The sequence below is a fragment of the Pseudoalteromonas luteoviolacea CPMOR-1 genome (assembly GCF_001625685.1).
Taxonomy (GTDB): domain Bacteria; phylum Pseudomonadota; class Gammaproteobacteria; order Enterobacterales; family Alteromonadaceae; genus Pseudoalteromonas; species Pseudoalteromonas luteoviolacea_K.
The window spans coordinates 1-8,336 of record NZ_AUYC01000088.1; the positions used below are offsets into that span (position 1 = coordinate 1).

Consider the following 8,336-nt stretch of genomic DNA (forward strand, 5'->3'; position numbering starts at 1 on the left):
GCTGCCAAAAGAAGTTCAAGGCCGTATCAAATCTAGATTAGATAAATCTAGGGACGAGTTTGCTCAACTCGTATCTGATGGTATCAGCATTAGTAAAAGCGCTGTTCTAGACACTGAGGCGCAAGTATTTACAGGTCAAGAAGCCATAGACATCGGCTTTGCTGACAAACTGGTAAATGGACAAGAAGCTGTTCCTTTACTTCTCGACGTTATCAAATCAAATAATTCAATAGGAGTTTCAATGTCTACTGACAAAAATCCGCCTGAAACAGCAAAAACAGGTTCGGACAGCCAACTCACTCAATCAGATTTAGACGCTGCTAAGGCGGAAGGTGCAAAGATGGAGCGAGAACGTATCGGTGCCATTTTAAACAGTGATGAAGCAAAAAGCCGCACAACAATGGCAACTCATTTAGCGCTATCAACTAGCATGTCATCAGACGAAGCTGTGGGACTTTTAAAAGTTTCAGCAAAAGAAGGTGGGCAGGCGGATGACAGCGCCAAGGGGGATGACATAGGAGCAGCATTAGATGGTGCAATGTCAGACGAAAAGCAGCCAAACTTAGACACATCGGGTGATGCAGATGAACTTTCTGATATTGAAAAAGAAGAGCAAGCGCTGTTATCCGCTCATGATTCAGTTTTTGGAAAATAGGAGTAATAAATGGAACAGTTGATCCACGAGCAGCTTACAGCGGGAGATCGCCCGTTAACTCAAAACACAGGCACTTTTGATACTTCTCAAACGTTGCCAAAACTAACACCAATTGGGAGAGTGGCCGTAACTGGGCACCTGAAGAAATGGGATCCGGCTGCTAATGATGGCACTCAGTTTGCGAAATTTTTAACCGTTGGCACTGTTGATACCGCCACCGGAGCTAAGGCGGCTCCGTATTATGATGGAGGTCATTTCAATACAGACCTTATTAATTGGCCAGCAGCTGCAACAGACGCGCAAAAATTAGGGGCGTTTGATGGTACACCGATTGCGATTGGAAAAGTTTTAGAATAAGGAATTAACAATGTCAGACACATACACACCACGAGCGCTGTACGGCGTAGTTCAAAAAAAGAAAGCGAAGGTATCTTCGCTTTTTTTAGCTCTGTTTTTCCCCAATATGTACACTTTTTCTACCGAAGAAGTGGACATTGACAAAGTTGATGAAGCTGTCAACTCAGCCGTTTTTGTTGCACCAGAAGTAAACGGAAAAGTGATCAAAACTCGTGGCCACACGACTTCATCAATTAAGCCTGCCTCACTCAAACCAAAACATGATGTAGATGTCGCAAAGACACTGAAAAGACGCCCAGGTGAGGCCTTCTCCGGAGAGTTGTCTTTGCAACAGCGCAGGCAAGCGATCATCACGCAAAACTTGATTGATGAAGAGCTCGCAATTCAACAAACTGAGGAATGGATGGCTGTTAGAGCGGTAGTTGACGGGCATTACACTTGTGAAGGTGAAGGTCTACCAGAGCCAATTAATGTGAATTTCAACCGCAGCCCTGAAAACCAAATTACGCTGGCTGGTGCAGCTTCATGGGTAGCAAAAGACCGTAAAACATACGATCCAATGAGAGACATTGAAAAGTATGCCGTAGCGTCAGAGCATGGTTTAAACATACTGATTTGTGATCAGCTTGGTTGGGGTCTTCTAAATGAGTTTGACGCCATAAGCAACAAGCTCGAAACAAGAAGGGGCTCAAACTCCCAGCTTGAAACAGCACTTAAAGACCTAGGAAAAGATGTGTCTTACAAAGGATATCTTGGCGATGTCCTAGTTGTCGTCTATACGGGCTATATGCGCGTGAATGGCGTTAAACAAAACTACCTAGATGACTATACATTTGTATTTGGGCATTCAGGCGTTGAATTGGCCCGACTCTATGGCGCAATACTTGATGATGATGCCATTGAAGCGGGAATGAGTGAGACTGACCGTTTCCCGAAAATTTATAAAGAAACGGGCGATGTTGCTAAGACCTTTACAGTTACGAAATCCGCGCCACTCATGGCAAATATAGACCCAGACGCCTTTGTCGTTATCAAATTAATCTAATCAACCTATAAGCCGCTGTCTGCGGCTTTTTTTTGCGAGTAAAACAATGAGCAATAAAATTGAACAGTTAACAGAAAAAGTAACAGAGCTGTCTTTGCAGTTGCAGCGAGAAATTGAACCGGAAAAGACAGAAGCTAAGCTAAAGCAACAGGTCGAAGCTCTGACGGCAGAGCTAGCGGCCAAATCAGAAGAAAACAATACCAAAATAGGTCAACATAAACCTGAAAACGCAAAAGTGTTCAGTGAACGCAACGGTTTACTGATTCTGCAAGTTGACGAATCGGACGATAAAAGCTGCTTTAAAGTTGCACCTGGCGTGAATAAATTAACACCTGAGCAAGCGCAAATAGCGCTCAAGTATGATCAAGTAAAGCCCTATGAACCTGCTTAGCAACGCTCTAAAAAAGAGCTATTCGGTAGAAGAAAAGCTCTTCCTCGCAACTGCTGAAAAAGGAATCTATGAAGGGCAAGACGTTGATATTGAAGTTGCGGAACGAGTACGTGAGCGTGGTGATGCATACTCCAACTTTTCTCGTGAAGAGATAAAAACTGTGCGCCTCCTTCGCTCTCAATGTTCCCCAGAAACTAGAACTCCCATAATCATTGGAAATGAAACCTTTCATTTATCAGAGCTCTATATGAAAGATGAAATTTCTATCACATTTATATTCACATGACGAAACTATCACGACAAATACGCGATATGCGCACAACTGCTCAAGTCAAACTTAAGCAGACGATCACAGATAGCGGAGAGCAGGTAAAAGGCGAGCTAGTAAACGCGATTTATGATCGCTATGGGTTCCAAGACAGAAGTTACATTGGTGATCGTTTACAGTTAAAGGTTCAACCAAGCCAGCTTGAGTTGATTATCTTCGCTCGCCACCGAGTCAGTAGCGCCATAAATTTCGTTCAAGATCCAGTTTATCGTCGAAGCGTAAATCCTAAGACACCAAATAAATTGGTTATAGCGGGATATATGGGCGCATTTTTACGTGGAAAAACGAGCCACTGGAAAGGTGCATTTATTTTTCAGGGTAAAAATAACAATGTCCTGCTTGGTTATCGTGACAAAGGGCAGACAACTCGCGATATACCAGACGTACCCTATGGCCCCAGTGTTGCGGGCTCCTTAGCAGTGATCAAGGATGATGTTGAGCCTTTCGTTGTGCAAATGCTAACTAAAAAGTTTGAGAGATCATTATGACTCAACCATTAGAGGTGCTTGATGCGCTGGTAAAGTTTTTCAGTGCTTTTGCGCCATCTGAACGCGGCTTTTACAGATCTGACTCGTTGGGCAGAGACCAAGATAAGAAAATTACAATTCAAGTCTTAGAGTTGAGTGATGGAAAGCCCCAGCAGTTAGACGTTCTAGCTGTGCTAACCCACAGAGCTAACGGAGCACTATTCGAAAATGCGGATAAGCTCTTATTAGAACTAGCTAATGAGATAAAGCTTGCTATCGAAAAAGAGAGCAAATCAATCAATAGCGCCCTAGATGGAAAAGCTATCGAGTTTGCCCTTACTGAATCAATCAAAATTCTACCACCAGAGCCGCAGGACAATGACGCAAAAGCGGTTTTTAGTTTAAGAGTAAAATTCAAATAGGAGTGAAAATGTCGGATTCACAAGGTTTTATATTGCGAGGAGAGGTATTTCTCACACGCACTAATAGCAAAGGTGTGCCATTGCCAGGCACTGGCGCAGTAGGTCCAATCAACGCGGAGCAGTTAGAGATAGAGCCTGATATTGAGGAAATTATCAGGCCATCAAGAAATAAAGCAACACATGGTAAATCATTAGGCCGAGTTCAAACCGCAAACCCAACAAAGTTAAAGCTTAAGTTTGATGAAGTTGATTCTAAAATTATTGCCGATGCCTTAGCCGCAGAGCATACAGCGTTAAATCAGCAAGCGATAAATGCAACTGATAAGCCAATCACTCTGAATAGTGACGGCACTTGGAGCAGTTTAGGTGCAAAGCACATCACGTCAACAAATTGGGGCGTTAAACTGGGTGTAGATGACCTAGTAGATGGCGTTGACTACGAAGTTAAATGGGCTGCGGGTTTGATCAGACCATTGGCTGGTGGCCGAGTGGTTAACGGTGGAGAAATAAAGGTCTCTTATCAGGCTTTAGCGCTTGAGGGGAGTCGGATTAAGGGTGGAGAAGTTCAGGAGGTGAACTGGGCTATCTCATTAACTGGCGTAAATATTGACAATGGTGACAAGGTGCAACTGGATGTCCCTCTCGCGCAAATGAGCTCAACTTCTGCGCTGAACTTTTTACAAAACGAATATATGTCGCCAGAGTTTGAAGGGGTTGCCTCAATCGCTCAAGGTAAAGATTATGACTACTTGCTAGATGTAATCAGCTAAAAACTTTTATTCAAAATAAAAGCCCCATTTAGGGGCTTTTTTATTGGGAGAGCATAGTTCAAATGTCTTTTAAGAATAAAGTGGTTGAGTTCATTATTAGGGGGCGAGACCTTCTTTCAAAACCAGCCCAAAATGCAGAAAAAGAAGCTGCGCGTTTAGAGCAGACAATTGAAATTCTCAATGCAGAACTAGCAAAAACCAATGCTCAGAAAAGCGCTATAGAACGATACAACGAGCTATCTGGCTCACTGGAAAAAACTAAAGAAAAATACACAGAAAATAGCGTTGCTCTCGATAAGCTTAAAATAAAAAAGACTGAACTTAGCTCGGAGTCAAAGCGACTTCAAAAAGAATTAAACCAAGCATCAAAATCACTCAGTGAGCTAGAAAAGGAGTTGAAAGGGTCCAGTGGTAGCAGCGAAAAGCTAGAGCAAAGCATTTCGGACCAAAAAAAGAAAGTTGAGTCGCTTAAATCTAGTTATGACGATTCAATTCGAACATTGTCGAATCATGAATTAGCAATCAAAAAACAGCGTAGTAGCGTGAATTCGTTAGCGACCACGATAACAAAGGGGAGAAACGAATTTGAAAAACTTACCAATAAACTCAAACGCCAAGGGCGTGACCTAAACAACCTCTCTGAAGAATATCGAAAGCTTGAAGTAAGCCAGAAAGGCACCCAAAAAGCGATTGCAGATACATCAAATAAGCTATCAAAGCAGCAAAGGCATTTAGAGCGCACAACAAAGAGCGCGGAAAGTTATGGCGGAAGTATTTCTAGCGTAACGAAAGATGTTATTGCTTTAGGCGCTGCTTATATCGGGCTAGACCAAATAGCATCCACAATTGCTCAAATTTTTACTATCGGTGATAAATTCGAGCGGTTAAACCTTCAAATTAATGGCTTGATGGGTGGTATTGCAGAGGGGCGAGAGGCTACAAAGTGGATTAAGGAATTCACCAAGAATACACCGCTTCAATTGTCGCAAGTCAGTCAGGCATTTGTAAAACTTAAAGCTTTTGGTTTGGACCCGATGGACGGCTCGATGCAATCCATCGTTGATACCGTTTTCAAACTAGGTGGTGGATACGAAGAGTTGAAAGGGGTGAGTTTAGCCCTCGGGCAAGCTTGGACTAAACAGAAGCTTCAAGGTGAAGAGATTCTACAACTTACAGAGCGCGGGATCCCTATCTGGGAAATGTTGGAGCGTGCAACTGGTAAAAATGTTGTGGAGCTACAGCGACTATCGACAGCCGGTAAGCTGGGGCGAGATGTCATCGCCGCCCTTATAAAAGAGATGGGCGAGTATGGCGCAGGCAGCGCTCAAGCGCAAATGCAACTATTGAGCGGGCAAATCTCAAATGCAAAAGACAATTTAGACCAATTTTACAATCTAATTGCTACCAGCGGGGCAATGGATTGGCTTAAAGCTCAAGTAACAGAATTAAACAAGCAATTTGCTGCAATGTCGGCAGATGGGCGACTTAAGCAGTGGGCGCAATCAATAAGCGACACAATAGTATCAACAGGTGAAGCGGTAAAGGGAGCTATCAGCACCTTAGTTGAATACAAAGACACAATAATTGCTGTCACTAAAGTTTGGTTAGCACTAAAAGTTGGTAGCTATTTCTCAAATGTCATTGCGGGCGCTAGGTCGGCGGTAGCATCATTGATAGCCTATGCAACTTCATTGCGAACTGTAGACACGCAAACCAAAGTAAATACGGCAAGCTCTCTAAAATTCAAAAATATTTTAACCTCACTAGGCGCTGTTAGCGCTTATACATTACTCATTGATCAACTAGCTATTGTTTATAGTGAGTATCAAAAGCTGCTGACCATGCAGCGCGAAGTAGCTGAAAGTAAGAAAAATGCCCAAGAGCAAGCTAATAAACTGCAACAAGCTTTTGCAGACATTAGTCGTGAAATGGGTGTGAACATTACGACAATGGCCGAATATGATGCAGCTTTAGCCAGTGGCCAAGTTGTCTGGAATGAGCAATTAGGTATTTATGAAAACGTAGCTAAGAAGCAACAAGAACTAGAACAGGCAACGGTTGCGGCAAAGCAAGCAGAAGCGGATCGACAAGCTTTCTTGCAAATGAGCATTCCCCAGGCACTAGAAGTAATAAAATCTCTTGATGCACAAAGCGTCAGTCTTAACGGTGTAAGGGATGGCGTTGACGGTTTTATTTTATCCCTTGACTCAGCCCGCGCTGCGCTATCGTTAGTTGGTGACCAATACGCTGAACAGATAGCGCACATAGACGATTTAAAGTTGAAGTATGAAGCGCACAACGAAAGCCTTGAGCGCCAGTCTTATTTAACGAATGATCTAAGTAAGGCATACGCTGAACTCGGTTTAAATAGCAGTGAATCGTTAACAAAAACTGCTGAAAAGTTGCAAGGTGCGTTCGAGCTAATTCAGCAGCATAACGAACCAATTGCAGCGCAGCAGCAAGCTTTCTTAAAGTGGGCTGACGCAGCAATAAGCGCCGCTGGCGCAACAGATCAAACTGTACCTGCAAGTGTGGAAGCAGCAGCCGCAGCGCTTGGCCTCACAACTGAGCTAGACAAACTTATAGCGAAAGCCAATGAGTTAAAGCCAGTAACCGATACCAATTCAGAAGCAGTATCAAAGTATCAGCGCGCAGTTAATGAAACAAACAAAGCGATTCGAACAAATCAGCAGGTCATCGCATCGAGCACTGCTACATCTCAGCAAAAAGCGGAAGCTCAAAAAGCACTTAGCGCGCAGCAAGTTCGTTTAACTCAGCAAACACAAGACCTTAACACGGTGCAGAACTTGGAGCTTGCAACACTTGGACAACTCCAAGGTGAGCAAAGTGCTTTGCTTAGTAAACTAGACAGCCTTGGCGCTCAATACCAATCGGGCGCAATTAAAAGTCGAGAGTACAATCAAGAAAAAGGGCGGCTGGAAGGTTTACTGCGTGTTGTTAACCAGCTTCTTGGAGATTTTAAAGGTGCGCAAGATGCCGCTACACAAGCTACGCAAAGGGGGACCCAAGCAACAAAAGAGTCAACAAAAGCAAATGAACTTCAATTGAAAAGTCTAAGAGACCAGAAAAACGCTTTAGATAGTGTTAGTCGTAGCGCTTCAAGTGCTTCAAGTAACGTTAGTTCACTGAGCAATGGCCCTCGGCCAACAGTTCAAACTATTGTTGACTATCAGGAAAAGCATGAAAAAGATAACGCTTATAGCTTTTCTAGTCGTGAAGTGCAGCAAGAAAAAGAGCGGCGTGCGCGTGAGCAGCTTCAATCTAGTCAGTATTCAAAATTTGAATCTCAAATCAACAACGCAGCTTCAAAATCTGAACTGTCAAACCTCTACAAGCGAATTGTAAAACAATTGAACCATTTGGATCGGGAGCAGCGAAGCTCATTAGCGGGTTTGATTCAGCAGCGTAGAGATGCACTTAAACAAGAAAGCAGCGCTAGTAGCTCTCAAGGTAGGCCGCAGGCATCATCAGCCAGTGTTGAATACATACCTGCCTATCAACAACCAGTAAGCGCACAGCCTCAAACATTTTTATCTTCGGGCAAAATAATTCGTTTGCAAGTTATCAGTTCGGATGAAGTTGTAGAAAACGCCTTGGTTGTTATGGAAGAGAGGCTAATTGATAGATTAGAACAGTTGAGTTTAGTTCAATGACTTTAGACAACATAGAGTACCCCCACTTCGTATGGAAAAACGAGTTTCAGGCAATGGGTGTCGTTCAGCAATCAGAGTTTTCTTTGAATGGAGCGCAGCACATAGAAAAGAGCGCGATAATTGCGGGAAGGAGCATTGTTTTAGAGAGTGAACTAGAAGATATCACATCGTTTGAAACTTTATTTAATCACTCACAGAGCACGCTTACTTCATTCCAGATATCAATA

The 8,336-nt window shown here is 43.2% G+C and carries 9 protein-coding genes and 1 pseudogene; all 10 read left to right on the forward strand.

Going from position 1 to position 8,336, the window contains the following annotated elements; translation table 11 throughout:
* The coding region (locus N473_RS24695; RefSeq protein WP_196766477.1) for a S49 family peptidase at positions 1-655 on the forward strand (655 nt) is incomplete at its 5' end.
* Positions 656-664: 9 nt separating this feature from the next.
* Positions 665-1,012: a head decoration protein gene (locus N473_RS24700; RefSeq protein ID WP_063370267.1), complete on the forward strand. Its 348-nt coding sequence runs from the start codon at positions 665-667 to the stop codon at positions 1,010-1,012.
* Positions 1,013-1,022: 10 nt separating this feature from the next.
* Positions 1,023-2,057, forward strand: coding sequence for a major capsid protein (locus tag N473_RS24705; protein ID WP_063370268.1), 1,035 nt, complete (start codon positions 1,023-1,025; stop codon positions 2,055-2,057).
* A 46-nt stretch (positions 2,058-2,103) separates the two neighbouring features.
* Positions 2,104-2,448: a hypothetical protein gene (locus tag N473_RS24710; RefSeq protein ID WP_063370269.1), complete on the forward strand. Its 345-nt coding sequence runs from the start codon at positions 2,104-2,106 to the stop codon at positions 2,446-2,448.
* Complete coding sequence (locus N473_RS24715; protein ID WP_063370270.1) at positions 2,435-2,734, forward strand: hypothetical protein; 300 nt, start codon at positions 2,435-2,437, stop codon at positions 2,732-2,734. The genes N473_RS24710 and N473_RS24715 overlap by 14 nt, the downstream gene beginning before the upstream one ends.
* Complete coding sequence (locus tag N473_RS24720; RefSeq protein WP_063370271.1) at positions 2,731-3,264, forward strand: hypothetical protein; 534 nt, start codon at positions 2,731-2,733, stop codon at positions 3,262-3,264. The genes N473_RS24715 and N473_RS24720 overlap by 4 nt, the downstream gene beginning before the upstream one ends.
* Entirely contained in the window at positions 3,261-3,665 is a 405-nt protein-coding gene (locus tag N473_RS24725) for a hypothetical protein (RefSeq protein WP_063370272.1), read from the forward strand. The genes N473_RS24720 and N473_RS24725 overlap by 4 nt, the downstream gene beginning before the upstream one ends.
* Positions 3,666-3,673: 8 nt before the next feature.
* A complete protein-coding gene (locus N473_RS24730; protein WP_063370273.1) occupies positions 3,674-4,435 on the forward strand; it encodes a hypothetical protein in 762 nt (253 codons plus the stop codon).
* Positions 4,436-4,497: 62 nt separating this feature from the next.
* The gene (locus tag N473_RS24735) at positions 4,498-8,109 is read left to right on the forward strand and encodes a tape measure protein (protein ID WP_081221428.1); all 3,612 of its coding nucleotides are present in this window, start codon (positions 4,498-4,500) and stop codon (positions 8,107-8,109) included.
* Positions 8,106-8,336: pseudogene (locus tag N473_RS24740) on the forward strand (hypothetical protein); the annotation flags it as partial. The gene N473_RS24735 and the pseudogene N473_RS24740, both read left to right, overlap by 4 nt.